The organism is Methylomonas sp. LW13 (assembly GCF_016865255.1).
Lineage (GTDB): Bacteria > Pseudomonadota > Gammaproteobacteria > Methylococcales > Methylomonadaceae > Methylomonas.
The window spans coordinates 3,994,267-4,017,552 of the sequence record NZ_CP033381.1 but is presented as its reverse complement, the minus strand read 5'-3'; the positions used below and the strand labels follow the sequence as shown (position 1 = coordinate 4,017,552).

General features: G+C 49.2%; 25 protein-coding genes. 16 read left to right on the top strand and 9 right to left on the bottom strand.

The genetic code is table 11. The annotated features are described in order from the left end of the window. From rsxG to JL719_RS18065, 7 genes are all read left to right on the top strand, one after another. The gene (gene rsxG / locus JL719_RS18095) at positions 1-738 is read left to right on the top strand and encodes an electron transport complex subunit RsxG (RefSeq protein WP_033155648.1); all 738 of its coding nucleotides are present in this window, start codon (positions 1-3) and stop codon (positions 736-738) included. Positions 739-1,063: 325 nt separating this feature from the next. After that, positions 1,064-1,774: an electron transport complex subunit E gene (gene rsxE / locus JL719_RS18090; RefSeq protein WP_033155646.1), complete on the top strand. Its 711-nt coding sequence runs from the start codon at positions 1,064-1,066 to the stop codon at positions 1,772-1,774. 3 nt (positions 1,775-1,777) lie between these two features. Further along, a complete protein-coding gene (locus JL719_RS18085; RefSeq protein ID WP_033155645.1) occupies positions 1,778-2,041 on the top strand; it encodes an RnfH family protein in 264 nt (87 codons plus the stop codon). Positions 2,042-2,044: 3 nt separating this feature from the next. Further along, positions 2,045-2,266 (top strand): (2Fe-2S)-binding protein, encoded by a 222-nt coding sequence (locus tag JL719_RS18080; RefSeq protein WP_033155644.1) that lies wholly within the window; start codon positions 2,045-2,047, stop codon positions 2,264-2,266. A 1-nt stretch (position 2,267) separates the two neighbouring features. Continuing rightward, the gene (bfr, locus tag JL719_RS18075) at positions 2,268-2,732 is read left to right on the top strand and encodes a bacterioferritin (RefSeq protein WP_033155643.1); all 465 of its coding nucleotides are present in this window, start codon (positions 2,268-2,270) and stop codon (positions 2,730-2,732) included. A gap of 467 nt (positions 2,733-3,199) precedes the next feature. Continuing rightward, positions 3,200-4,504: a sigma-54 interaction domain-containing protein gene (locus JL719_RS18070; RefSeq protein ID WP_033155642.1), complete on the top strand. Its 1,305-nt coding sequence runs from the start codon at positions 3,200-3,202 to the stop codon at positions 4,502-4,504. 11 nt (positions 4,505-4,515) lie between these two features. Further along, positions 4,516-5,445: an HDOD domain-containing protein gene (locus JL719_RS18065; RefSeq protein ID WP_084153217.1), complete on the top strand. Its 930-nt coding sequence runs from the start codon at positions 4,516-4,518 to the stop codon at positions 5,443-5,445. A 69-nt stretch (positions 5,446-5,514) separates the two neighbouring features. Here the strand turns inward: JL719_RS18065 and JL719_RS18060 are convergent, their stop codons facing one another. From JL719_RS18060 to JL719_RS18040, 5 genes are all read right to left on the bottom strand, one after another. Further along, complete coding sequence (locus JL719_RS18060) at positions 5,515-6,306, bottom strand: Aq_1264-related membrane protein (RefSeq protein WP_051669692.1); 792 nt, start codon at positions 6,304-6,306, stop codon at positions 5,515-5,517. 90 nt (positions 6,307-6,396) lie between these two features. Continuing rightward, positions 6,397-7,044, bottom strand: coding sequence for a c-type cytochrome (locus tag JL719_RS18055; protein WP_033155641.1), 648 nt, complete (start codon positions 7,042-7,044; stop codon positions 6,397-6,399). 2 nt (positions 7,045-7,046) lie between these two features. Next, positions 7,047-8,666, bottom strand: a complete 1,620-nt coding sequence (locus JL719_RS18050; protein WP_033155640.1) for a b(o/a)3-type cytochrome-c oxidase subunit 1 — start codon at positions 8,664-8,666, stop codon at positions 7,047-7,049. Further along, a complete protein-coding gene (locus JL719_RS18045) occupies positions 8,659-9,183 on the bottom strand; it encodes a cupredoxin domain-containing protein (RefSeq protein WP_033155639.1) in 525 nt (174 codons plus the stop codon). The genes JL719_RS18050 and JL719_RS18045 overlap by 8 nt, the downstream gene beginning before the upstream one ends. Positions 9,184-9,192: 9 nt before the next feature. After that, on the bottom strand, positions 9,193-9,345 hold the full coding sequence (locus tag JL719_RS18040; RefSeq protein ID WP_051669688.1) for a hypothetical protein: 153 nt from the start codon (positions 9,343-9,345) through the stop codon (positions 9,193-9,195). A gap of 441 nt (positions 9,346-9,786) precedes the next feature. On the opposite strand from JL719_RS18040, the gene JL719_RS18035 reads away from it, so the two are divergent. After that, positions 9,787-10,119, top strand: coding sequence for a hypothetical protein (locus JL719_RS18035; RefSeq protein ID WP_033155638.1), 333 nt, complete (start codon positions 9,787-9,789; stop codon positions 10,117-10,119). Between the two features lie 214 nt (positions 10,120-10,333). After that, the gene (locus JL719_RS18030) at positions 10,334-10,888 is read left to right on the top strand and encodes a copper resistance protein NlpE (protein ID WP_225892889.1); all 555 of its coding nucleotides are present in this window, start codon (positions 10,334-10,336) and stop codon (positions 10,886-10,888) included. A gap of 57 nt (positions 10,889-10,945) precedes the next feature. Here the strand turns inward: JL719_RS18030 and JL719_RS18025 are convergent, their stop codons facing one another. Beyond that, on the bottom strand, positions 10,946-11,884 hold the full coding sequence (locus JL719_RS18025; protein ID WP_033155636.1) for a hypothetical protein: 939 nt from the start codon (positions 11,882-11,884) through the stop codon (positions 10,946-10,948). 473 nt (positions 11,885-12,357) lie between these two features. Here JL719_RS18025 and JL719_RS18020 point away from each other — a divergent pair, with 473 nt between their 5' ends. Beyond that, positions 12,358-12,942 carry a PAS domain-containing protein gene (locus JL719_RS18020; protein WP_033155635.1) on the top strand — a complete coding sequence of 195 codons (585 nt, stop codon included), beginning with the start codon at positions 12,358-12,360 and terminating at the stop codon, positions 12,940-12,942. An 81-nt stretch (positions 12,943-13,023) separates the two neighbouring features. Then, a complete protein-coding gene (locus tag JL719_RS18015) occupies positions 13,024-16,287 on the top strand; it encodes a chemotaxis protein CheB (RefSeq protein ID WP_033155634.1) in 3,264 nt (1,087 codons plus the stop codon). Positions 16,288-16,312: 25 nt separating this feature from the next. On the opposite strand, the gene mobA is transcribed toward JL719_RS18015, so the two are convergent. Next, positions 16,313-16,918 carry a molybdenum cofactor guanylyltransferase MobA gene (mobA, locus tag JL719_RS18010; RefSeq protein WP_033155633.1) on the bottom strand — a complete coding sequence of 202 codons (606 nt, stop codon included), beginning with the start codon at positions 16,916-16,918 and terminating at the stop codon, positions 16,313-16,315. 17 nt (positions 16,919-16,935) lie between these two features. Here mobA and JL719_RS18005 point away from each other — a divergent pair, with 17 nt between their 5' ends. The 4 genes from JL719_RS18005 (at position 16,936) to JL719_RS17990 (ending at position 20,241) form a co-directional block, all read left to right on the top strand. Continuing rightward, entirely contained in the window at positions 16,936-17,394 is a 459-nt protein-coding gene (locus tag JL719_RS18005) for a DUF302 domain-containing protein (RefSeq protein ID WP_033155632.1), read from the top strand. 32 nt (positions 17,395-17,426) lie between these two features. After that, positions 17,427-17,822, top strand: coding sequence for a hypothetical protein (locus JL719_RS18000; RefSeq protein WP_033155631.1), 396 nt, complete (start codon positions 17,427-17,429; stop codon positions 17,820-17,822). Between the two features lie 69 nt (positions 17,823-17,891). Next, positions 17,892-18,458 (top strand): hypothetical protein, encoded by a 567-nt coding sequence (locus JL719_RS17995; protein WP_225892888.1) that lies wholly within the window; start codon positions 17,892-17,894, stop codon positions 18,456-18,458. Between the two features lie 25 nt (positions 18,459-18,483). Continuing rightward, positions 18,484-20,241: an LTA synthase family protein gene (locus tag JL719_RS17990; protein ID WP_033155629.1), complete on the top strand. Its 1,758-nt coding sequence runs from the start codon at positions 18,484-18,486 to the stop codon at positions 20,239-20,241. On the opposite strand, the gene JL719_RS17985 is transcribed toward JL719_RS17990, so the two are convergent. Then, on the bottom strand, positions 20,177-20,812 hold the full coding sequence (locus tag JL719_RS17985; RefSeq protein ID WP_033155628.1) for an alpha-ketoglutarate-dependent dioxygenase AlkB family protein: 636 nt from the start codon (positions 20,810-20,812) through the stop codon (positions 20,177-20,179). The genes JL719_RS17990 and JL719_RS17985 overlap by 65 nt on opposite strands. Positions 20,813-20,882: 70 nt before the next feature. Beyond that, on the bottom strand, positions 20,883-22,544 hold the full coding sequence (locus tag JL719_RS17980) for a putative transporter (RefSeq protein WP_051669687.1): 1,662 nt from the start codon (positions 22,542-22,544) through the stop codon (positions 20,883-20,885). Between the two features lie 134 nt (positions 22,545-22,678). On the opposite strand from JL719_RS17980, the gene JL719_RS17975 reads away from it, so the two are divergent. Then, a complete protein-coding gene (locus JL719_RS17975) occupies positions 22,679-23,245 on the top strand; it encodes a c-type cytochrome (RefSeq protein WP_033155627.1) in 567 nt (188 codons plus the stop codon). Positions 23,246-23,286 lie beyond the last annotated feature (41 nt).

Here is a 23,286-nt window from a genome sequence, read left to right as displayed (position 1 = left end):
ATGAATTCCGAACCCGTTAAATTACCTCCTAAAGCCAACCGATATGTAGAGTACGCCTTGCGTATCTTGAGTAACTTTAGGCAAAAACTGGCCGTGTGGCTGGAGCCAGGAAATTTGGAACAACTGCGGCCGCTATTACAGTATCAGGCTGGCGTGTTGGGGGGATTTGCATTGCTGGCGGCGATTTTATTGGGTGTTGCCGATCTGGCGACCCGTGGTGTGATCGAGTTGCGCTTGCAGGAAGATTTGCAAGCTAACCTGGAGCAAGTGGTTCCGGCTGAGCTGTACGATAACAACTTGCTGAAAGACAGTGTATTGCTGTCTTCCGCCGATGCTAATCTGGGCGCGGAGCAAACCGAAGTGTATCTGGCTAAAAAGGCCGGTTTGGTTAACGCAGTCTGTTTTAAATTCGTCGCACCTGATGGCTACGCCGGGCCGATCAGTTTGGTGATGGGTATTGACAGCAAAGGCGAAATCCTAGGAGTGCGGGTTATCGCTCATGTCGAAACACCGGGATTGGGCGATAAGATTGAAGTGACCAAGTCCAAGTGGGTGCTGTCTTTCAACGGCAAATCCTTAAATAACCTGACCGTCGAGCAATGGGCGGTAAAGAAAGACGGCGGGGTGTTCGATCAGTTTAGCGGGGCGACGATTACGCCGCGCAAGGTCGTACAGGCCATCAAGCGGGGGTTGGAGTTTTACAAGGTGCATCAGGCGGAGTTGTTGCAGCCTAGTTGATAGTGTTTTTGGTGTCGCTATCGCGACGCTTAGTTTGCATGTCGGTTCGCGGACCGACAGCCGCGATACTTTTCTTTGCTCCGCCAAAGAAAAGTATCCAAAAGAAAGGCGGCCCGAACGCCGCTTTGTTCCTGCGCTCCGAAGCGTTTGGCGAGGGTTTTCGAAAGGGGCTTCCCAGCCCCTCCGAAAACGAGCGGCATCCATGCCGCTCCCCTATCGGGCTGGTCTCGCCAAACGCTTCGGTGCTCGGCGCGGCATACGGGAAGAAAATCGTCGCGATCTTCTCAGGTATTAACACTTGCTCACGATTTTTGGAGAAACCAATATGAATCTTTCGATTCTGTTTTCAGAACAATACAGAAAAATCGCTCGCGACGGCCTATGGGACAACAACGTCGTGCTGACCCAAAATCTGGCGCTGTGTCCGTTGCTGGCAGTGACCGGGACGGCAACCAACGGCTTGGGCATGGGCTTGGCGACCATGGTGGTAATGGTGGCATCCAATGCCGCCGTATCGGTTAGCCGGCATCTGATTCCATCTGAAATTCGCATCCCGATTTTCGTGCTGCTGATTGCTGCGTTGGTGACCTTGGTGGATATTTTTCTAAACGCCTGGATGCATGAGTTGCATAAGGTACTGGGCCTGTTTATCCCGTTGATTGTCACCAACTGCGTCATTCTCGGTCGAGCTGAAGCGTTTGCTTCCAAGCAACCGGTGATGCCGTCGATGTGGGATGGTTTGATGATGGGGGTGGGTTTTACTGCGGCGATGGTGGTACTGGGGGCGATGCGAGAGATTAGTTCCGCCGGCACTTTATTCGCCAACGCCTCTGTGCTGTTGGGGGAAAGTTTCCGGTTTTTGGAAACCACTTTGATTCCGGAATACAAAGGTTTTTTGCTGATGGCTTTGCCGCCGGGTGGCTTCATCATGCTGGGTTTCATGGTGGCATTGAAACGCTTGTTGGACCGGAAAGCGGCGGCCAAAATTACAGAACCGACCATTATTGATCCGGTTGTCTTGGAAGAAGGGGCGTAAACTATGAATGTGGGTGTATGTTATGCGCAGGCGGACAGGCAACTCTGGTTGCGGCTGGAAGTGCCGGAGGGCAGTACCATCGCCGAAGTGATTGAATTGTCCGGCGTGTTGACGCAATATCCCGAGATCGATTTGGAGAACCAAAAGGTCGGGATTTTCGGTAAACTGGCTAAATTGGATGCGTCGGTTAAGGAAGGGGACCGCGTGGAGATTTATCGTAAAATCACCGCCGATCCCGCGCAAGTTCAGCGCAGGCGAGTAGCGTAGCCCATGTACGTGTGTCTTTGCAAAGCCGTCACCGACAGTCAGCTCGATGCTGCCATAGACAGCGGTTTATGCTCGCGGAAACAGTTGGTGCAATGTTTCGGCGTCGGGGGCGATTGCGGTAAATGTAACAAGGACATTGCGCAAATTTTGGATAGAAAAAATGCATGTCGGCTATTGCAGGCTGCGAATGACGCCCAACTAATCATAAAAACCCAGGAGATTTGACATGCAAGGCGATAAAAAAGTAATCGAATTTTTAAATAAGGCACTGGAAAACGAATTAACTGCCATCAATCAATATTTTTTGCATGCCCGGATGTTCAAAAATTGGGGCTTTCAAAAGCTGAATGAAAAGGAATATCACGAATCGATCGACGAAATGAAACACGCCGATAAGTTGATCGAAAGGATTTTGTTTCTGGAAGGATTGCCCAATCTACAAAGTCTCGGCCGTTTGATGATAGGCGAGAACCCCAAAGAAATGCTGGAATGCGACCTTAAATTGGAACATCTGGCCTTGCCTTTGTTGAAAGAGGCGATAGCTTATTGTGAAAGCATCAACGACTACGTCAGCAGGGAATTGTTCGAACACATTCTGGAAAGCGAAGAAGAGCATGTCGATTGGTTGGAAACCCAGATGGACCTGATCGAAAAAGTCGGCATTCAAAACTATCTGCAATCGCAGATGTAAATAGGCGCTCCAGTCAAAAAAAACTTTACGGGGCCGATTGCCGGCCCCGTTTGGTTAGTAAGCCCCGACGCTGCAGTATGCCAACGATTGTCATATCGTTGTTGCCCATCATATTTTGCATTTTCCTGAAATTCTTAACTTCCCTTTTTTCACTGGATTGCGGTCATTAGCAGTGGCTCGCATACCGGCACACCTGATCGTTGTGGGATGAATGAGACACTTATTCTCGCCATCGCGGTTTTGATGACCCACCCAGTAGGCGCATCTGAGTCTATAGTTATGCTGCTTCGCTTGCCCTAGGGTTAAAACATAGGCGTATTCATAACGGCAGTTGATCAACTTTGATAGATGTTCCCTGGTGATGAATGAGTTATCCTTAGCGGTATTGCGCAACATTGATGCCAAGGGCTGAAGGGTTTAAATGGCCTTTAACGCGCTAACAACACCGAAAACATTGATAGGAATTTATGCCGCACAGTGCCTTTACGCTGGAATCGTTGCTGGAAACTCATGATCTGCCGCTGATCATCATCGGCGCCGATTTACGCATCGTGGCAGTGAATCGCGCTTGGGAACAGAGTTTTGGCGTCATGCGGCAGAATTTGGTCGGCCAACCCTGCTGCGTCGAAAACCGCAATTGCCGCCATCAGCGCTTGTTTCAAACTCTGGAAGCCTACGCCGGTATTTTTGCCGACACCAACGATGCCAGTTCCCAGCGTTCTTTTAGTGCGCGCGGTTTTCCGTTGCTGGATGCCGATGCCACATTGTATTTAGGCGAAACGCTAACCGTGTTGAAAAGATCCGCGGCAAAAGGCAACGAGGCACCGGCCATGATCGGTAAGTCGACGGCGTTTGCACAATATAAAACTCGGCTGCAACAGGCGGCGGATACGCAAGCACCGGTATTGTTGCTGGGTGAGACCGGCACCGGTAAGGAATTGGCGGCGGAATTTGTGCATAGCCATTCCCGGCAGGCGGATGGCAATTTTGTGATTGTCGATTGTACGATTCTGGGCGAAGAGTTATTTGAAAGCGAATTGTTCGGGCATGAAAAGGGTGCGTTTACCGGTGCGACATCTGCAAAAAAAGGTTTATTCGAATTAGCTAACAATGGCACCCTGTTCTTCGACGAGATTGGCGATTTGCCGCTGTCGCAACAGCCCAAACTGCTGCGCGCCCTGGAAAGCGGCCAATTTCGGCGGGTAGGCGGCACGGCGATGCAAAAAGCCAATGTCAGAGTGGTATGTGCTACGCATAGAAATTTAGCGGACATGGTCAAAGCCGGTCGGTTTCGCGAAGATTTGTTCTACCGTTTATCGGTGTTTCCGGTCGAAGTGCCGCCACTGAGGCAGCGTAGACAGGACTTGCCCTTATTGATCGATCATTTTTTAGCGCAGTTAAACACCGAGGCCGATAGCGGCTATACAATGACGCAATCGGCCTTAATCAAGCTTATCCAATACGCTTGGCCCGGCAATATTCGCGAGCTGAGAAACTGTCTGCAATTGGCGGCCGGCTTGTGTCAGGATAAAAGCATTCAAGAAGCCGACATACATTTTATGCAGCGCCAAGCAGTAGGGGAGCCGGCCGCCGCCAGTGAGGCAAGTGGCGATGCATATTCCCCGCCAATTAACAGCATGGCGCAATTCGAGGCGGAGTTTATCAATAGTTTGATCAGCAAGTATCAGGGGAATCGCAAGTTGATAGCGGCGGAAATGAATATCAGTGAACGAACGCTGTACCGTAAACTTAACCGACTCAATCTAAATTAAGTGGCGGGGCAATGATGGAATCCAACCTGATAAACTGGACGCTTGATAACGTTGGCAGCCGGCAACGCAACGGTTTGACCCCTCCGCGCGACATGCGCGAGACTATCGCCCAGATTAAAGCGCTGCCGCCTTTGCCCGGCAGCGCGCTGCGCATATTGAACCTGATCGCCGATCCCAGCGCGGATGCGCGCAAATTAGCCGACATCATCGAACTCGACCCTTTATTGACAGCGCAAATTACCCGTTGGGCCAGCTCTGCGCTCTACGGTTATCGCGGCCAGATCACGACCGTGCATGATGCGATTACTCGTGTTTTGGGGTTTGATTTTGTATTGGATTTGGCTTTGGGTTTGGCGGTGCTGGCACCGTTGAAATCGCCGAAGGAGGGGCAGATAGGTACGCGGATGTTCTGGACCCATGCCTTGGCCAGCACCCGCTTGATGGCGCAGTTGGCCGCCGTTATGCCGGCCGCTACGCGACCTGAGCCGCAAGCCTTGTTTTTATCAGGCTTGATGCACAATATCGGTTTCCCGTTACTGGGGCATCGTTTTCCTGACGAATTCAGTTATTTGAGTGGCTTGATCACCGCCAATCCCAGTCTGGCGATTTTCAATCTGGAAACTTTTGCCTTCGGGCTGAATCATGCCGAAATTGGGGCCTGGCTGATGAATGTGTGGTCGATGCCGCGCATGATTACCGATATTGTCTATCACCATCACAACCCCTTCTATCGCGGCGAAAACCACCAACTGAATCTGCTGACGTTTTACAGCGATTGCCTGTTGGGACGTTTAGGCATAGGCGACGCATCGAACCAGGTGTGTCCGGAGGAAGTGCCGGACTTGCTGGGCTTGGATGAGGCGGTTTGTCTGGAAATACTCGACAGCCAGAATGACGATTTAGCGAAAATTCTAGCCACTGCGGAACAACTTACCGATTAAATTCGCCGCTTGTTATCGCAAAGGGGGCGCCTACAAATTATCCGGTGCCCCTATCAAGCAACGCAGCAGTTAATCGCGCAATATTGCATTGCGGCGGTCGGATTGCTTCAGAATGCCGCCCAGTACCCACATTTGATACATGGACACGGTCCACATAAAGGCAAAGGAAACGCCCAAGCCGGCCCCGGCGACAATCACCAATAAGGCGAAGTGGGGATTGAGTTTAGTCAGCCACCACGAGGCGATGTCTATCAGTAGAAACAAATAAGGCATCACGATGGCGGGGTATTTGTATTTGCAAGGCACACCGGTACTAAAGCTGAAAATGATGCCGACAAACATAAAAATAAAACTGATCCCAAACAAATGGATATGCGACAGCCGGGTCAGTGATTGAAAGGTAGCGCCTTCGTTTGATTCGGTCAGCTTTTTTAAGTTTTCAAACTTGGTGAAATCCGGCAACGAACCGGCATTGGCGCTATGACAGCCTATGCAAAATTGCTCGACGATGGGTTTGATGTCCTTGTTATAAACCGCTTCCTCACCGCCATCCCTGACCCATTGAATGATTTTGAAACGCTCCTGTTCCGGTGCGTTATATTTCATCGATCCATTTAATTTGGATTCCAACACCGAACCGGAGCGGTCGCCATAGTAGCTGTAAACAATATCGTCCATCGACAAACCGAATTTGCCGTCGGCCATGCCGTGGGTAAACAAAATCTGGATTAAGGCCATCAAATAACCGGCGGCTATCGTCGTTAGATAACCGGTGAACAGCAATTTGATCGAGAGGCCGAAGCTGATCAGATTGGCGCCTTTGTACGCATATTTAACAGGTGTTTGGTTGCGATCAGACATAGATGTTTTCCGGGTTATTGAGCAGGGTATCGCTTAGCGCAAGGTTTCAAACGGGAGGCAAAAGCCTTGCCTCCCGTGCCAAGCATGTTACTAGTTTTTGATATTTTGGTAGTAATAACCCAGTTCGCTGATTTCTTCATCAGTCAGGGTTTGCGCGATGATGCGCATCCGGCTGTAGATGTCGTTGTGACGAGAGCCTTCCTTAAACGCATGCAATGTGGCCGAGATGTAATCGGCATTTTGGCCGGAGATGGCCGGAATATCGACGGCTTGGCCCTTGCCGTCGCCACCATGGCAGACTTCGCAAGGTGGTAACACCCGCTCACGGCTGCCGTTTTTAACCAAGGCTTCGGCTTTTTCATAGACCATTACTGTTTTCGATTGGAAGGCTGGCGGTTGCGAGCCGAACCATGCCGCCAAATCGGCGGCGTCCTGTTTACTCAGGGTTTTGGCCAAGCCCGACATCATCGCGTTATCCCGGCTACCGTCGGCATAATCCTGCAATTGCTTGTACAAATAGGTCGGCAATTGCCCGGCTAGCGACGGGAACGCCGCCGAGATACTGATGCCTTTTTCGCCGTGACAGGCGCTGCAAGCCTTGGCCAGTTCTTCGCCTTTTTGCGGATTGCCGGCTTTCACGAAATTTAACTGTTCGGCAGTCCAGGCGACTTGTGAGGAAGGCTGGGCAAAAGCCGCGCTGGGCAACACTAATGCTGCGCTTAGAATGAGTTTTTTCATGATCAGACCCCCCATCTGCCTGAACCAAAGGTTTCCATCAAGAAGAATTGCAGGATCGGATAGCCGAACGCGATCAGCATGAACACGCCGATCACGATATTCCATAAGGTGAAGTTGTTTAGATAGCCGGGCAGATTACTGACCGCGTGAATCGGCTCGGCGTATTCCACTTCGCCCTGGAAGCTTTCGCTGCCGAAATGGGTTTTATACAGGTTGTAAACCAGCAGGCCGGCCGAAACGACCAGGATCAAACCGCCGAAAATCATCGTTACCTCGTAGGGTTCCCAGGAAATCGTCAACAGATTGTTGTAATTGACGCTATCGATGCGGCGTGGCTGGCCTAGCAAGCCCAGAATATGCCAAGGGGTGGTCATGATGATCATGCCGATGAACCAGCTCCACAGCTGGGCGATGGCCATGGAAGGGCAGAACAGCGGTTTGCCAGTCAAAATCGGCCAGAAGTAATAGGCAATGCCAAAGTACATGATGATAGTGGTGCCGCCGAAGATCAGATGGAAGTGTCCGGAAATCCAGGCGGTGTTGTGCACCATCGCGTTCATCGCGTAGCTGGCATTAACCAAGCCGCCGAAGCCGCCGAAGATCAGCATCAACAAGCCCAGAATGATGGCCAATACCATGGGATTATTCCAGGGCAGGGCAGCAATCCAGCCGAACAAGCCCTTGCCGCCGTTCAAACGGCCGGCGATTTCCAGAGAGGCAATCACAGTAAAACCGGTGATGAAGGTTGGCAGGGTGACGACAAAGGTACCGACCGCGTGCAGGATTTTCCAGCCGTGGCCTTGTTCCGGGTCCATGTACAAATGGTGAAAGCCGATAGGCAAGCTGAATACCACTAATAGAATGAACGCCGCTCTGGCCATTTCGTCGCTAAACAAAAAGCCGCCGGCTTGCTTGGGTACCAAGGTATAAAACGCGGTGTAGGTCGGGATCAGCCAGAAGTAGACGATAGGATGCAGGGTCCAGGCGAACAGCGTGCGCGCCAAACCGGCGTCAATGGTATCGATCCAGCCCAAGGCCCAGGGTATCAGCTGGAACAAGACTTCGGCGGCGACGCCGGCGCTGGTCCACAGCCAGAGGATAGCATTAGCGGTGGTGGCAAACATAGCCAGCGGCACCGGTTGCTCCGGATTAGCCTTTTTCCATTGCATGTACATGACAATCATCGACACGCACCAGAACCACGAGCCAACCACCAATAAGGTTGCCCCGATGTAAAACAGCGGATGCGCCATCAATGGCGGATAAAAGGTGAACAGCACCGAAGCTTGGCCCAGCAGCAACGGTAATGCCGCCAAGACTACGCCGGTCAATGCCACGCCGAAGCCGGTCCAGGCAAAAGTCTTATTCCACACCGGCAGTTTCAAGGTGGTGTTGGCCACATAATAGCCAAAGCCCATGATGAAAAATGTGGTGAGGACAAAGCCCATCAACACCCCGTGGGTGCTGACCGAGGCGTAGTAAACTTCCCGCGATTCCAGAAAGCCGAAGAAGCCGCTACGCTCGATGACCTGATACAGGCCCATCACTGCCGCCAGCCCGAACGAGCCAAACGCCACCCAGAAATGGGTTAGCGCCAATTTTTTTTCCGCTGCGTTATCCATGATTTGCTCCCCCTTGTTTATTGAGCGCTTCCCATTGCGCCTTGCTCACCACTTTGATGTTGCTCCACATATGCGCGTGGCCCATGCCGCAATATTCGTTGCAAAGCACTGGATACTCGCCGGCATGATGAAAGGCGGTGCTTACCTGAGCAACGTAGCCGGGCACGATCATCGTGCTCATATTGGTCATCGGCATATGCACGCCGTGAATTACATCCAGACTCACCCAGCGAAAAGTGATTTCGGTTTCGGCGGGCAGGGTGAGTTCTTTCGGATAAAAGCCGTAGCGGCCGGCTACCATGCGCACGGTGACGCTACCGTTAGCGTTATGTTGTACGCCGAGTTTATCCTCGGCAAATTCGGCCGAGAGATGCAATTTGGCGGAGTCTATGGTTTCGACGTTACTCGGCGCGTGAATGCCGTGAAAAAACGCTGACCCCAAAATGACGGTCACAAACAGACCGGCTATCCCCAAGGAGATACCGGCCCAGTTTTTTTCCAGTTTATCGATATGCATGTCTCCCCCTTAACCAATATGGCCGCGAGGCAAAAAGATGCCGTAATACATCAACAGCCAGGCTACGACCATGCCGCCGCCGACTATCAACATCAATGCCCAGGTGCCGACCGGTGAGCTTTGCAAAATTTTTTGACGTTCTTCTTCAGAGAGATTGTTCATATCCTTCCTTCTTGTATGCGTTTTGATAGGAATTAGGTTGGCAACCAACGGCATGAACAGCAGGGGCTTTGTCATTCTTACTGATGACTTTACCATCTGATTGCTAGGGTAATCATACCTTTAGCGCCGGGCTAACCGAAAGCAATAAATCAGGGGTACTAATTGTTAGAGGAGGGTGGGCTGAAAGCGTGCCAAGAAAGGCCTCGGCATTTAACGGCGCGGGGAATACGATGGAGAGCGGGAGATATACAAACCCTGCGCGCTTGGAAATCTCCGATTCGTGTCAAAAAGCCAAAAAACTGGTAATGGCGAACTCGTCGTGTCACTATTTGGTGCGAACCGATAGTTTGCTCCAAAACAATTAACGGGACCCGCTGGCATGAAACTTCGAAACACTGCTTGCAAGCGTCCGTGTCGAATTACTAACCCGCGGTAGCCACAATGAATCAACCGATCAACGAATTTCAAGAAACGCCGCCCCGCCATGTGAAATTTCGATTACTTGGGTTTTCTAATGCGGCGTTGTTGCTGGCAGCTTGTAACTTTGTTATATGGTTATTTATTTTATTTCCTATCTATGCCGCTACGGATGGCGTCTCCAACAGCGATGGCTTACGCTTCTTAGTGGTGGCTTTTATCGTGATGGATCTGGTTGGCTTAGCGTTGGCTGCCGTGGCGATGTTTAAGTCGAAACTCCGCAAAACCATGGCTAACTATGGATTTGTAATGAATGTCGCGATGATCGGTTTGAATCTATCGGTATTTCCGTTTTAAAGCTTTGTTGCTTTCGTTAAATATGTTTGTTGATTGAAATCAGTCAATCCTTTGCAGCTATGCCACAATAGGCAGTTGGAATCCTGAGGTTTTGTAAGCGGAGCTTTAAAAAAGCAACTGTATGTGCTTAGGGCAATGAATAGAAATCAAACGGTGGGCATGGGGTGTCTACTGCAGATTTTTCCTTAGCCAGGCTTTTCGTGAATGAACTCCGGTGTACAAAGGATTTCCAGCGTGGTACGTACTCAAAAAATTATTATTAGCGACGGTTTGCTCAGGAGCAAATATGCGAACAGTTAGATCAAAATTAAAAAAAAATCTGGTCATTTTTCTGGTGATGGCTGCTTTTTCTGCTTTTAATCTAGTGCTTGCCGAAACGGCGGGGACTGACGATAAGGATGCTCATCACGAACACAAGAGTATGGATTGGCCAGGGATTTATACTGGCTTAACCCCTTGTGCCGACTGTATCGGCGTGAAAACCACGTTGGCCTTGAACAAAAACGGCAGTTATCTGCTGATGACCCAGTTTTTGGGGAAATCGGAAAGGGAGTTTACTGAAAAGGGCAAATTTGCCCCTGGCGAAAAAGCCAATACTCTGGTTTTGACGCCAAAGAATGGCGCAACTTCCCAGCAATATCTGGTTGAAAAAGATGCGTTGATTCAGTTGGATACTAGCGGCAACCGGTTCACCGGCAAACTTGCTGATCGCTATATTTTGCGTAGAACCAGCGTCACCGATAAGCAGCCTGAACATTCCGGGCATTGATTTAAACCTTAAGCCGGGTGGCCGCGCGCCCTGGCGGCCACCCGGAGATTAGAACTGTTATATCGATTTCTGCTGGTTTTTGCGCCGAAAATAGATAATGGCTAAAAGTACCGTCAAGGCCAACGCGCCAAGCATGAAACGCGGTTCCACGACCTTCACCGAATGATTGTCGTCTTTGAATTTGAACTTGGCGAGTACGCCCAAGGCGGGGTCGGTAATGTCAATGGCAATCGATTTGGCGGCAAGATTTAAAAATTGCACTTCGCTGCCATCGAACGGTTTGTTGTTGCGGGTATCGTTGCTGACCATGCCAGGATAAAGCGGTGTTTCAGCAAGGTGAGAGACACTCAACTGTTTGGCGATTTCTTGCTCGAGTTCGCGAGTGGTTTTACCGTCGGTTTTGATATGAATCGGTTTTTGGTCGTCTATCTTAATTTCGATTTCGCCTTGTGAGGCGGTGAGGGCTTTTTTCGAGGAAAAGCCGTCCAGATATTCCACATCCGCGCTGAACACCAGATCAAAAGCCACTTGCACGCCGTCGGCGTTGAAATTTTTATCGGCAAGATCGAAACGCAAGCCTTGGTTGCTGTAATCTCTAACCGTTACCGTGGTCAACGAATAGCCGGTTTTGTTGGCGATGATTAATTCTGCTTGTTCCGGCGGTTGGGTAATAGTGATGCCGCGCCAATTCGGATCGAGCTGAATCATGCCGTCTTTCATTGATGTAAGTAGTTTTTTGGTGACCGCGTGAGCCTGTGTCGGATCATCAAACTTATGCGCATTCAGAAAGCTCAAGCCGGTAGAACGATATAGCTCCCCATCGTCGATACGCCATTCCGCCGTGTATGAAAACAGCGAATCGCTGGTTCTTCGAGGCATGCTGGTATGAATGCGCAATTTATCCTGATCTGCCGGCGTAGTGATTGCAAAGGCTGATGGGACAAAAATACCCGACGAACAGCATGTCAGAATGATGGCAAGAGTGGATCGTTTCATCGTGGTTCCAAGCAAAAAAAAATTTACGTTAGCATAATGCGGCGTAAATGACACAACCTTTGATCGGACGGATATTAACGCCACTAATTGTAGTGTTTGCCAGTGCTGATATTTTGCGGAAAACTAGGCTGAGCTTGCTTGTGTTTGACCAGAAAAGGCGGTGGTTTATTTGCGCGGATATCTGTTTATTCGGGAACAAAAAAATTCACCGCTTGAAATAAATGTTCAAGTAAAAACTAGGGATATTAAGGCAGGCAAACACTACGCAGCAAACGCTCGAGTATCTGTTCTGTATTACAATCCCAGTGCTGGGCGCTGCGTCAGGTTTTAATTCAATAAGTTGCAGGTAAGGTATCGGTAAAATCCGAAGAGGATACAAGTGGACGAATCGATAGGGAGTAGAAATAGTGGGAACTTGAGTTTTCCACTAAGTTTTTCAAAAAATAAATATAAATTAATAAGGAAATACTGTTATGACATTAGATTCTCATGCTGCTAAATTAAAAGAAATGGCGGAGAAAATTATAGATTTCACGCCGCAAGAAATCAGTAGTATTACGCCGGAAGAAATTCAGCGCTTATTTTATGATTTACAAGTTTACCAAATTGAATTGCAAATGCAGAATGAAGAGCTGCAAAAAGCGCAATTTGAGTTATCCCGCCTAAATAATAAGTTAAATTTTACTTACCATTGCGTTCCGGTGGGTATTATCACCCTAGATTATCAAGGTTTTATAGAGCAAGCAAATCATACGTTTGCAGATATGTTGGGTTATAAAGCCAGTAAATTGCAGAAAACCCATTTTTCCAAGCTAATCTTCGAAGAAGATAAAAATATATTTATTCACCGTTTTGATGCTTTTTTCAAAGCGCCAGCCCATAAAAGTTTGCAGTTGCGTTTGCAAGGCGATAAGAATTTGGCTTTTCCTGCTTTGATTAAAGGTAATGCGGATGACGGTAGCGATACAGCAGGCGAATCGTTTGATTTGAAAGCGCGTAAATTAGTCGTGACTATCACAAATATTAGCGACGTGATCACCGACGCAAATAAGGCTTGATTTTTTTTATCGCCGCGTGAAGGGTAATGTTGTCCAGAGGCTTTATTGATTTAAACGATTGATATTAAATAACATGGTTTTATGGATAATCAAAACACTGTAAAAGTGCCGCCGCAGTATATTGTCGGGATCGGTGCTTCGGCCGGAGGCTTGGAAGCGATTGAGGCATTTTTCAAGAATATGCCTGCGAATAGCGGTTTGTCGTTTGTGGTGATTCAGCATTTGTCACCACAGTATAAAAGTTTGATGGCTGAACTATTGTCCAAACATACCGCCATGCCGGTAAAGCGCATTGAGGACGGTATGAAAATCGAGCGCAACACCGTCTACTTGATTCCGCCCCGGAAAAACGTCACGGTGTTTCACAACCAGCTATTGCTGGCCGAGCAAGATCCCAGCAAAGGGATTAATCTGCCGATCGATATATTTTTGCGCTCCTTGAGCGAGGACGCCAGAGAGCTGGCGGTAGGTATCATTTTGTCCGGCACCGGCAGTGATGGCACACGCGGTATTCGTGCCATCAAAGAATTCGGCGGCATGGTGATGGTGCAAGACGAAAATTCCGCCAAATTCGACGGCATGCCCAAGAATGCTTTTGCTACGGGTTTGGCGGATTTTAGTTTGCCGCCGGAGAAGATGCCCGGTCAGTTGTTGGCGTTTGTTAAGCATCCCTATGCCACCTTACAGGAAAAAAATATCGTCTCGTCTGACGACAGTGACATCACGCGGATTTTTTCAATCCTTAGAGAAAAGTGCAAAATCGATTTTACCTTTTATAAACCCAATACGGTAGTTAGACGCATTGAACGGCGTATATCGATCAATCACTTAAAAGATATATCCGAGTATTTAAACTTATTGCAAACAAATCCTCATGAAGTTTTAGTGTTATTTCAGGAGTTGTTGATAGGGGTTACCAGTTTTTTTCGCGACGAGCACGTATTTGACGATATTCGTGAGCATTGGTTAAAAAAAGTTGTCAAGCTATTGCAAGAAGATGAGTTACGAGTTTGGGTGACCGCATGTTCCACCGGGGAGGAAGCTTATTCCTTGGCGATGTTGTTATCGGAATATCGGGAGTATTCAGGACATTATTTTCGCGTGAAGATTTTTGCGACCGATGTCGATCTAACAGCCATTGAGAAAGCCAGTAACGGCAAATATCCGGAAAGTATTATTGCGGATATTCCGCCCAAGCTCCTGTCGAAATACTTTATTCGCCGGGAAGATTATTTTCAGGTCAGTCAAAAAATTCGGGAAATGGTGGTGTTTGCCCAGCATAACCTGATTAAAGATCCGCCGTTTACCAATATTCATATTCTCAGTTGTCGAAACGTGTTGATTTACTTGCAACCTGTTTTACAGAAGAAAATATTGGAGTTATTCAACTTTTCTCTGGTAAAGGAAGGCTTGTTGGTGCTTGGTACCAGTGAAACGATAGGCGATATGGGTGAGTATTTCGATGTGGCAAGTGCCAAATCAAAACTATATCGCTCCAAAGGCAAATATAAATCCTTGGGTTTTACTGCGTCCCCCAGTGCTTTAATGACTTACGCGCCGTATCCGAGTTCGGTGCGCTCCTCGAATGCGCTTAGTGGTCAGGAAGAAAGAGTATTGGACCGGTTCATCAGGGCAATATCGAATGATGTCTTGCCGTTTACGATGATAATTAATGAAAATATGGAAATATCCCATATTTTCGGCGATTCTAAAGATTATTTGAGTTATCCCAGCGGCAAACTGGTGAGTAATGTCAGTAAAATTGTTAAAAAAGATTTATCCATACCCATTTCCACAGGTATCCAAAAAGCCTTAAAAGCGAATAACGAAATTGTGTTGTCCAATATTCGGGTCAGAGAGCAGGACAGTTTGCGGACGTTTAGACTGCAATTTAAACCCCTGCCGGGCAAGAAGGGCCAAGAAATCTTAGTGGCGGCGATGATTACTGAGACGGTGGATCCTTCTTGTTTTAGCGAGACGGAAACCCTGATCTACGATGTCAATTTAGACGCCAAACAACGCATTATCGATTTAGAGCAAGAATTACAGTTTACCCGCGAAAACCTGCAAGCTACGGTGGAAGAGTTAGAAACCTCCAACGAGGAATTGCAAGCCACCAACGAAGAATTATTGGCAAGTAATGAGGAATTGCAGAGCACCAACGAGGAGTTGCAATCGGTCAACGAAGAGCTTTATACCGTCAATGCCGAACACCAGGGCAAGATAGTCGAGTTGACCTTACTGAATAACGATTTGGATAACTTATTCAATAGTACCAATATCGCTACACTGTTTTTAGACGAGAATCTGGATATTAGGCGTTTTACCCCGAAACTACAGTCGATATTCCATATTTTGGAAACCGATCTCGGGCGGCCGTTTTATCACTTGACGCATACCATCAAAGACCTGGATGTTATCGCTGTCGTTAAAGGTGTCAACGATCAACACAACTGTTTCGATCAGGAAATTCAACTTGAAAACGGCACCTGGTATCTATTGCGGGTAATTCCCTACGTGGTTTCTGCGAAAGTCAATGCCGGCGTTATTTTGACTTTTGTGGACATCAATCAGCTGAAAAGCGCGCAATTGGAGTTGCATAAGCGTGAAGAGCAGGAAACACTGAGATTGGCCAAGTTTGTGCAGTTTTCCAACGATGCGATTACCTTGCTCGAACCGGACGGTACCATCGTGACGTGGAATCATGCCGCCGAGAAACTGTATGGCTGGTCGGCGCATGAAGCGCTGGGAATGAATTTTTACAATCTGATTCCGGACGACGAAAAGCATTTTGCCAAGCAAGGTTTAAGCAATCTGAAAGTGGGTAACACCTTGCCGTCGTTTCAGGCCAAGCGGCTGAGCAAATCCGGTAAGGTGGTGCACGTTTCGGCGTCGGCTTGTATGTTCCAGGCCGAGAACTCGGCCAGGGAGTTAATCGCGTTAACCGAGCGCGATTACGTTCACCAGCACCAAGTCGAAAAACAGGAATGTTTAAATTGTTTGCAAAAGCTGGCCACGATAGTGATGGATACCGACGAAGCGATCATTCTGTTTGAAGTGTCAGGTAAGATTACCGCTTGGAATAAAGGTGCCGAAATCTTATACGGCTGGGATAGCTTGGACGCCGCCAGTATGACGTTTGCCGAGATCGTCTCTGACGATGAAAGGGGCATTACCCAACAACTGATTCAGGAATTGATAGTTGCTGGCGGAGTTAAAAGTATCAAGACCAAGCGCATTACGAAAGATCAGAAAATTATTCCGGTGCGCATGCATGCCACGGTGCTGGGAAATCGTTCAGGCGAAGCCTTGTTGATTGTCAGCAGCGAAAAGGCGGTGCATTGAGCGAGTGCGCTATGCCGTGTTGCGGTCAAGGCGAGATTTCAGCGAGGGATTGCTCCACAGCCGATAATTCAGCCGGGGTGTTGATGTTGACGAAGATGTGCGGTGAGTCGCGGAAATCGACCTTGACCACTGCATGCCGATGAAACCATGTCTGTAACTTGCGCTCACCGCTACCGAGATAGCTCTGTAAATCTGTTTGCAAGTTGGTTTTCAGCGCGGCGAAAACCGGGTGTAAGCGTTCGCCGTCAAATGCCACGGCGATGTCAGCATCCTGGCTTATTAATGCGTCGAGCAAGCGTTGCAAATGCATGCTTGCAACCAACGGTGAGTCGCACGGCGCTACCAGTAATATCGGATGCTGAGCGGTCTGCATCGCCGCCAATACGCCGGCCAGCGGTCCGTCAAAGCTGAGTTCGGCATCGCTGATGACCGGATAATTGAATTGCCGGTATTGGTCTTGATGGCGATTAGCACTGACGAATAACTCGTTGACTAATGGGTTCATGGCGGCCAGCGCATAACTCACCAAGGGCCGGTTATGGCATATCAACAAGCCCTTGTCCTGGCCCTGCATGCGCCGAGCCATACCGCCCGCCAGCACTACGCCGCTCACTTTGTTTTGCCCGTTCATGATGGTAAGCTTTGCCGATGTTTAAAAGAGTCGTCATTTTCGCAAGCCTGCCGTTGATTGCAAGTTGTGCCGCGCAGTCTGTGCATACCGAAGAAGTGACGTATTACCAGGTGGAAACCAGCAAACCCTACGACGAAGTATTGACCGAACTGGAAGTAGCGATTGCCGAACATAACTTTCGCATTACCGGCCACAGTCGGGTGGGGAAGGTCATCCGCGACAGAGGGGCCACGAACTTTCCGGAATACGATACGGTACAGTTTTGCAATCTGACGTTGGCAAAAGTAGTGCTGGAAATCACCCCGCACGCGATAGGCTATATGCCCTGCAATGTGGTGACCTATCAATTCGAAGGTAAAACCATCGTCAGGACGCATTTGTTACCGGAAGATACGGGCAACCCCGCCTTGAATAAATTTGCCAAGGAAATGAACCCGCAATTACGACAGATTGTCGACTTCGCCGCCGAGCAATAATTTAATATCCCTATAACGAAAAAACGAGCACCATGACAAAATCATTCTTCGCTACTCTCGCTGTTGTAACGCTGTTAAGTGGTTGCGCCGCTACCCAGGAACATTCAAAACCGGACGCCGCTGCCGGCGAGCCTGCGGTTTTGGTCAATGATTATCCCACCCGCGACCGCGTCGAATACGTGCTGGAATGTGTGGCTAAGCACGGCGGCCTAACCTATATCAGCCAATACGCTTGCGGTTGCAAAATCGACAAAATCGCCGAAAAACTCAGCTTCGAGGAATACGAATCGGCCAAAACCTTTACCCAGATGCAAAAAACCCCAGGCGAAGCCGGCGCGGCGTTTCGCGATCCCAAACAATCGAAGGATTTGCGCACCAAGCTGAAAGACGCTGATGCCGAGGCGGAAAAAGCCTGTTTCGTTAAATAATCCCTGTTGGTCATGACGGCGCCAGCCAGGTGTCGTCATGGTTCATGTCTTTTCCGTAAAACCTTTGCCATGAGTAGTTTGGCGTTCGACTCAATTGATCTTACCGTTATGCCCAACGCCGAGTTTTTTCTTACCTACCCCAAATACAAACTGGCGATACTGGCCTTGTTGACGTTGAATATCGGCATATACGCAGCGGTCGATACGCTGACGACGGCGGTTGATGCGCTGACCTGGGTGATATTGTTGGTGATGTTCGAGCTGGAAACCGTCGAGGCCTCGCCATTCAACGAGCGTACCTTGCACGCAGTGCGGAATGTATTGATTGTGGTGATTGCGCTGGTGTTCGGCAGCTACGTCCGCGATAACGAATGGCTGGATGTGGTCAACTCCTTGCTTTGGTTTGGATTGATCGTGTTGCTCGAGTTGGAAGTGCGCTGGCCGGCTTTGGTGGAGCGGCACCGGCAGGCGTTTTGGTTGGTCACCGTGCTGGTATTTATCGGCTTGATCGGTATGGTTGTGGCTTGGCTGATGCAGTCAGAATGGCTGGATGCTTACGATGCGTTGCTGTGGATCACTGCATTCGGTGTAATTGAAGTTGATATCTTTCACTTCCTGAAGTTAACTCGCGATTAACCGCATTTTCAACTGCTTCCTCGGCATGGGCAAAACGGTTTTATGGCTTATTTTGGTTGTGCCCTTGCTGCTGAAAGGGTGGTATGTCGATAATTTTATTTATCACTATACCGGCACCCGTTTTCTGGGATTTACTCAGGTTTTATGTAATGACGCGCTGATTTATGGCGGTATTTTTATATTGCTGTATTTTTCGTTTCTGCCGACTATCATGCGTGGGCTGGCAGCAATATTACGTTTGGCGGCTTTGTTGTTGTTTGCGCTTTATATTATCGATTACGCCATTATCGTTAATTTTAATACCCATTTGGCTTTGGGTGACGCAATAAAATATGCGGATTATTCGTATAAATATATTCAGCAAATTTATGGATTAAGCGATTTTGGTATGCTTGGGCTTAGCGCATTAGTCTTGGCTGTACCGTTATATTTTTCGTGGGTAAGGTTTAAATCCATAAATCCCTATATCAAAAAGTGGCCCTTCTGCTTAATTCTCGGTTTACCGTTGGCCGCGGCGTTTGCCGATAATGAAAAATACGCCCATGCCTGGATTTATAAAAATGTCATTGATTATAACTTAACCATATTATCCGAGGCTGCGCCGTATAGCGCCGCCTATGTCGATAACTTCAGTTTTCAAGAGCATATAGACTGCCAAACTCAGCCGGTAGACACTAAGAATATTATTATTTTGATGGTGGAGTCCCTTTCCGCTTATCAAAGCCGGTTTTTCTCCGGCATCCACGATTGGACGCCCAATCTGGATGAAATTGCTCGCCAACATCAAGCGTTCAAGAATTTTTACGCCAACGGTTTTATCACCGAAGATGGCGAAGTCGCGCTGCTGACGGGCTTGCAGCCGCTCTATCCGCCCTCCAGTTACACCGACGACGGCGGTACGTCGTTTTATAGTTTTTATAATATAAAAAATTCCCTGCCCAATATCCTTAAAAAGCACGGTTATAAAACCGAATTTTTAACGACTGCAGATTTGGAGTTTGGTAATACCGGAGTCTGGGCAAAAAGTGTGGGGTTTGATTATGTCGAAGGCCACGACCAGCCGGAGTACGATAAGTGGGAACGGTTTCATTTTGAGGCCGCGCCGGATGAGGCCTTATATTTAAGAGCCTTGGACAGGATAGAGAAAAATAAGAGAAATAATTTTTTGCTGTTTATCAAAACGGTTAGCAGCCATCATCCCTATATTAATCCCGAGACTAAGGAAAAATCCGAATCGGCAGCCATTACCTATACCGATAAGCAAATAGGCCGGTTTTATCGAGAGCTACAAAATAACGGTTTTTTCAAGAATGGTCTCTTGGTTATTGTCGGCGACCATCATTCGATGACGCCCTTAAAAAAAGCCGAAGTTGAGTTATATGGCCAGTATAAAGCGTCGGCCAAAGTGCCTTTAGTGATTGCCCATGGTGATCAGTCGGCAAGCGTGGAAAACAATCAATATCAACAAATAGATGTTTTTAATACTTTGCAGGGCTTGGCGGCGGGCAAACAATGTTATTCGGATTGGAACGGGATATTGTTCGGCGCAGCAAAAACCTCGCCCAAATACATCATTCATCGGCGCGGCGACAACCGGGATATGGTTAGTGTATTTGCCGAAAACCAAGACTATCTGGTGAAACTGGATGGTGACAATACTCGCGTAATCAGCAAGCTACCGGCGGAACAGGATTTCAGACAGTTGGTGGTCGATAAGGTTAACGCGCTGCGGATAGCGCGGGCGAAGTGGGCGTTGACACAATCCGCCGAAAAGTCAGATTGATCCGGGCTTGCTTGGCTTGGCGAGTTTTGGGAAGTTCGTGGCGCCAATGGTGCTGCAACTCGCCGGCCATGATCAGCAAATCGCCGTGCCTTAGCTCGATATCCAGCACCGTGCAGCTGCGGGCGTGTCGAAAGCGCAGCAATCGCGTCTCGCCGAAACTCAGTGAAGCAATCAGCGGGTTCGCTCCCAGCTCTTTTTCATTATCGGCATGGCAGCCCATCGAGTCCCGGCCGTCGCGATACAGATTCGCGAGGACGCTATTGAAAGACTGCTGGCAAACGGTTTCGACGTCGCTTCGTATGGATTGTAGCTCGCTGGTCCAGGGCAACGGTTGGTGATCAACCCCGGAATAGCGGTAGTCGGCACCTGGGTCGCCGTACCAGGCCATCAATCGCGGTACCGGCACCCAACGCCCGAAAAGTTGGATTTGCTCGGTTTGCCAGGCCAGGTTTTGCAATAAGCTGTGCAAATAACTGTCTGCAATGCCGGTTGGGTAGAAAGCAGGCAGTAGATATAACTCGCCATCACGGGTCGCCAGATTTTGGTAGTTGATGTTTAAGCTCGATGTCATCGCAGTACCCGTCTTCGCTGGCTCGGGGATTTTAGCCGCCGAACCAGATAATCCGGTAAATGAGTCGGATTTAATGCACCAACAATATAATCAACTGCGCGGCAATGATCCGCAGAATCATGACCAACGGGTATACGGTCGCATAGGCCATCGACACAGCCGCTGCCGGGCTGAGGTTATTGGCGAACGCCAACGCGGGGGGGTCGGTCATGCTGCCGGCCAGCAAGCCGCAAAGCGTCAGGAAGTTGAGTTTATAGACTATCCGGCCCACGGCGGCGATGATCAGGAGCGGAAGTAAGGTGATCATCGCCGCGCAGGCCATCCAGTAAAAACCGTCGCCTTTTACCAACGTCTCGACGAATTGATCGCCGGAGTGTAAACCGACGCAGGCCAGGAACAACACAATGCCGATGTCTTTTAAAATGATGTTGGAGCTTTTCGGTAAATGCCAGGTCATCGTGCCCCAATTACCCACCCGGCTGAGCATAATCGCCACCAAGAGCGGCCCGCCGGCCATACCCAGCTTTACCGCGGAAGGAATGCCGGGTAAATACATCGGCAGACTGCCCAGCAAAACTCCCAGCGAGATGCCGATAAAAATCGGCATGATCTGAGGATGGTTGAGTTCTTCCAGCGAGTTACCCAGGGCTTTTTCGATACTGTTTAACGCTTCCTGATGACCCACCACATTCAGCTCGTCACCGAAGTGGACATGCACATTGCTGGTAGGCGAGAACTCGACATCAGGCCGATGAATTCGGGAAATGGTGACGCCGTAAAGCATGCACAGATTGCCGACGGTTTGATTGATCGCGGATTTGTTGGTGACTACCAATCGTCTGCTTTGCAAATTGGTGGCAATTTGTTTTAGATCGATATCCGACTCCGGACCGATCAGAATTTTCAGTTGTTCCAAAGGTTCACGTTCGCCGACTAGGCGGATGGTGTCGCCAATTGCCAGGCGGCTTTCCTGGCCAGCAACATCGACGGCACCGTTATGCAGAATCCGGGTCATAACGACGTTCATGCCTTCGAAAAACGGAATTTGGCTCAGCGTTAAACCGTTCAGATTAGGGTTTTCCACCCGCAAATCCTTCCAGATCGGTACATGGGTGTCTTGCTGTTGTTGGTCGGCAAAGCTTTTGGCTTCGTCGGCTATATCGACTTTAAACAAGCGTTTGTTTAGTAGCATGGCCAGAATGATGCCGGCGATACCGAATGGGTAGGCCACCGCATAGCCCAAGCCCGGCATTTTCAAGGTTTCGCTGTCGATGCCGGCAATCCCGCCCAGTACTTGCTGGGCGGCGGCCAGCGATGGGGTATTGGTGGTGGCGCCGGAAAACAGGCCCACCGCTACCGGCATCGGAATCTCGCCGACAATGCTGATCAAGACCGTGATCAATGCGCCCAATAGCACAATCGCGGCGGCCATGCCGTTCAGCCGCAAGCCGTAACGAAAAAACGAGCTGACAAAGCTGGGGCCGACTTGCAAACCAATCGCGTAAACGAAGAGTACCAAGCCGAATTCTCGCAAGAAATGCATCACTTCCGGATTAATGCTCAGTTGGAAATGCCCGAATAGCAGTCCGGAAAACAGCACGCCGGCGATGCCCAGTTGAATACCGGCCAGCGCTACTCTGCCCAACACCAGGCCGCTTGCCACTACCAGGCTGATAATTAGTAGTGTGTGCGGCACGGAATCTTGATTAAAAAGCGATAGCAACCACGACATGGCCTATTCCTTTGGTTCGAGTGGGTTGAAGGGATTTAGGTTTGCTTAGTCAATGTCGCCTGACTATGATGCAGAAGCCTGATAGCGCATTATGTGGTCAGGATTGTACAACAAGCCAACCAAGGGTGATTCCGATGAATAATAAATATCATAAAATGAAATATATCGTCATGCTGGGGCTGTTTGCCGCAGGCGTCAATGCAGCGGATATCGAAGCAGGCAAGGCGAAAGCGGCGGCCTGCCAAGGTTGCCACGGTGCGGCCGGCGTCAGTAGCAGCCCGTTATGGCCCAGTCTGGCGGGGCAGAGCGCGGTGTATATCGAGAGTCAGCTGAATAAATTCCGCAACGGTCAGCGTGATAACGAGGTGATGAAGCCGTTGGCTTCAGGCTTGAGCGACACCGACATTCAAAATATTTCTGCGTATTACGCCAGCTTGCACGGCAAATCGGCCGGTAGCAGCGACGCCAATTTGGTTAAGCAGGGTAAAGACAAAGCCGCTATGTGTCTGGGTTGCCACGGCAACAATGCGCAAGGTATGGGTATGGTGCCGAAACTGGCCGGACAGCATCCGCAATATTTAGCCAAACAGCTAACCGATTTCAAAAAAGGCGCGCGCAAGGCCCCGCAAATGAATGCTCTGGCACAATCGCTTAGCGAAGACGACATCAAGGCGGTGGCCGCTTATTTGGGGTCCTTGTAAATTATTTGATATTCCGCATCGTTGAGAGTACCTAACGATGC

What these genes read in the sequence shown, in the direction of transcription:
- rsxG (WP_033155648.1), top strand. Translation starts at nt 1, where the DNA reads ATGAATTCCGAACCCGTTAAATTACCTCCTAAAGCCAACCGATATGTA.
- rsxE (WP_033155646.1), top strand. Translation starts at nt 1,064, where the DNA reads ATGAATCTTTCGATTCTGTTTTCAGAACAATACAGAAAAATCGCTCGC.
- JL719_RS18085 (WP_033155645.1), top strand. Translation starts at nt 1,778, where the DNA reads ATGAATGTGGGTGTATGTTATGCGCAGGCGGACAGGCAACTCTGGTTG.
- JL719_RS18080 (WP_033155644.1), top strand. Translation starts at nt 2,045, where the DNA reads ATGTACGTGTGTCTTTGCAAAGCCGTCACCGACAGTCAGCTCGATGCT.
- bfr (WP_033155643.1), top strand. Translation starts at nt 2,268, where the DNA reads ATGCAAGGCGATAAAAAAGTAATCGAATTTTTAAATAAGGCACTGGAA.
- JL719_RS18070 (WP_033155642.1), top strand. Translation starts at nt 3,200, where the DNA reads ATGCCGCACAGTGCCTTTACGCTGGAATCGTTGCTGGAAACTCATGAT.
- JL719_RS18065 (WP_084153217.1), top strand. Translation starts at nt 4,516, where the DNA reads ATGATGGAATCCAACCTGATAAACTGGACGCTTGATAACGTTGGCAGC.
- JL719_RS18060 (WP_051669692.1), bottom strand. Translation starts at nt 6,306, where the DNA reads ATGTCTGATCGCAACCAAACACCTGTTAAATATGCGTACAAAGGCGCC.
- JL719_RS18055 (WP_033155641.1), bottom strand. Translation starts at nt 7,044, where the DNA reads ATGAAAAAACTCATTCTAAGCGCAGCATTAGTGTTGCCCAGCGCGGCT.
- JL719_RS18050 (WP_033155640.1), bottom strand. Translation starts at nt 8,666, where the DNA reads ATGGATAACGCAGCGGAAAAAAAATTGGCGCTAACCCATTTCTGGGTG.
- JL719_RS18045 (WP_033155639.1), bottom strand. Translation starts at nt 9,183, where the DNA reads ATGCATATCGATAAACTGGAAAAAAACTGGGCCGGTATCTCCTTGGGG.
- JL719_RS18040 (WP_051669688.1), bottom strand. Translation starts at nt 9,345, where the DNA reads ATGAACAATCTCTCTGAAGAAGAACGTCAAAAAATTTTGCAAAGCTCA.
- JL719_RS18035 (WP_033155638.1), top strand. Translation starts at nt 9,787, where the DNA reads ATGAATCAACCGATCAACGAATTTCAAGAAACGCCGCCCCGCCATGTG.
- JL719_RS18025 (WP_033155636.1), bottom strand. Translation starts at nt 11,884, where the DNA reads ATGAAACGATCCACTCTTGCCATCATTCTGACATGCTGTTCGTCGGGT.
- JL719_RS18020 (WP_033155635.1), top strand. Translation starts at nt 12,358, where the DNA reads ATGACATTAGATTCTCATGCTGCTAAATTAAAAGAAATGGCGGAGAAA.
- JL719_RS18015 (WP_033155634.1), top strand. Translation starts at nt 13,024, where the DNA reads ATGGATAATCAAAACACTGTAAAAGTGCCGCCGCAGTATATTGTCGGG.
- mobA (WP_033155633.1), bottom strand. Translation starts at nt 16,918, where the DNA reads ATGAACGGGCAAAACAAAGTGAGCGGCGTAGTGCTGGCGGGCGGTATG.
- JL719_RS18005 (WP_033155632.1), top strand. Translation starts at nt 16,936, where the DNA reads ATGTTTAAAAGAGTCGTCATTTTCGCAAGCCTGCCGTTGATTGCAAGT.
- JL719_RS18000 (WP_033155631.1), top strand. Translation starts at nt 17,427, where the DNA reads ATGACAAAATCATTCTTCGCTACTCTCGCTGTTGTAACGCTGTTAAGT.
- JL719_RS17995 (WP_225892888.1), top strand. Translation starts at nt 17,892, where the DNA reads ATGAGTAGTTTGGCGTTCGACTCAATTGATCTTACCGTTATGCCCAAC.
- JL719_RS17990 (WP_033155629.1), top strand. Translation starts at nt 18,484, where the DNA reads ATGGGCAAAACGGTTTTATGGCTTATTTTGGTTGTGCCCTTGCTGCTG.
- JL719_RS17985 (WP_033155628.1), bottom strand. Translation starts at nt 20,812, where the DNA reads ATGACATCGAGCTTAAACATCAACTACCAAAATCTGGCGACCCGTGAT.
- JL719_RS17980 (WP_051669687.1), bottom strand. Translation starts at nt 22,544, where the DNA reads ATGTCGTGGTTGCTATCGCTTTTTAATCAAGATTCCGTGCCGCACACA.
- JL719_RS17975 (WP_033155627.1), top strand. Translation starts at nt 22,679, where the DNA reads ATGAATAATAAATATCATAAAATGAAATATATCGTCATGCTGGGGCTG.